Below are 1,137 nucleotides of genomic sequence, written 5' to 3' on the forward strand. Positions count from 1 at the left end.
CGATATCGTTGTACCAAAGGATAATATGCTTCGTCAATTGAATGAACTGGTAGACTTTTCTTTTGTTTTAGAAGAACTACAAGATAAATATTGTCTCGATAACGGTCGCAATGCAGTGCCGCCTGTTCGTATGTTTAAATATTTATTACTAAAATCTATTTTTGATTTATCCGATGTAGATGTTGTGGAACGCTCAAAATACGATATGTCCTTTAAATATTTTTTAGATATGGCACCAGAAGATATGGTCATTGACCCTAGTTCATTAACGAAGTTCCGCAAGCTTCGTCTGACAGATGTAGGGTTACTTGACATGCTCATTCAAAAAACAGTGGAAATTGCACTCGAAAAAAACTTGATTAAAAATAAATCTATTATTGTTGATGCCACGCATACAAAAGCACGCTTCAATCAAAAATCGCCGAAAGAATTTTTAATGGAGAAATCCAAATTACTCCGCAAAGCTGTTTATCAAGTTGACGAAGGAATGAAGGAAAAGTTCCCACCAAAAACAATGACAGATGACTTAAGTGACGAACTTGAATATTGTCAAAAAGTAATTGAAACAGTAGAAAAAGAGGAAATCATTCGTGAATATCCAAATGTGAAAGAGAAACTGAATTATTTAAAAGAAATCGTAGAAGATCACCAAGAACACCTCCAATTTTCGCAAGATCCTGATGCGCGAATTGGACATAAAACAGCGGATTCTTCTTTCTTTGGTTACAAAACACATATTGCGATGAATGAAGAACGCATCATTACAGCTGCGGTGATTACAACGGGTGAAAAAAGCGATGGAAAATACCTTCAAACATTGATTGAAAAAAGTCGTGAAACAGGAATGGAAATTGATACAGTTATTGGGGATACTGCTTATTCTGAGAAAAATAATATTCAATATGCCAACCAAAATCAATTACAATTAGTATCGAAATTAAACCCTATTGTGACACAAGGGCCACGTAAAAAAGAAGATGAATTTGAGTTTAATAAAGATGCGGGTATGTATGTCTGTAAAGCTGGACATATGGCTGTTCGTAGAGCACGTACGGGGAAAAAGGGAACAAACAATAGTCAAAGTCATACCTACTATTTTGATATTGAAAAATGCAAAGTATGTCCATTCAAAAGTGG

The 1,137-nt window shown here is 34.8% G+C and carries 1 protein-coding gene; it reads left to right on the plus strand.

The features are described from left to right. The coding region (locus MR059_RS21475; protein ID WP_242162030.1) for an IS1182-like element ISBcy1 family transposase at positions 1-1,137 on the plus strand (1,137 nt) is incomplete at both ends.

Origin of the sequence: Bacillus cereus group sp. BfR-BA-01522 (assembly GCF_022662635.1) — a bacterium.
GTDB classification, from domain to species: Bacteria; Bacillota; Bacilli; order Bacillales; family Bacillaceae_G; genus Bacillus_A; species Bacillus_A cytotoxicus.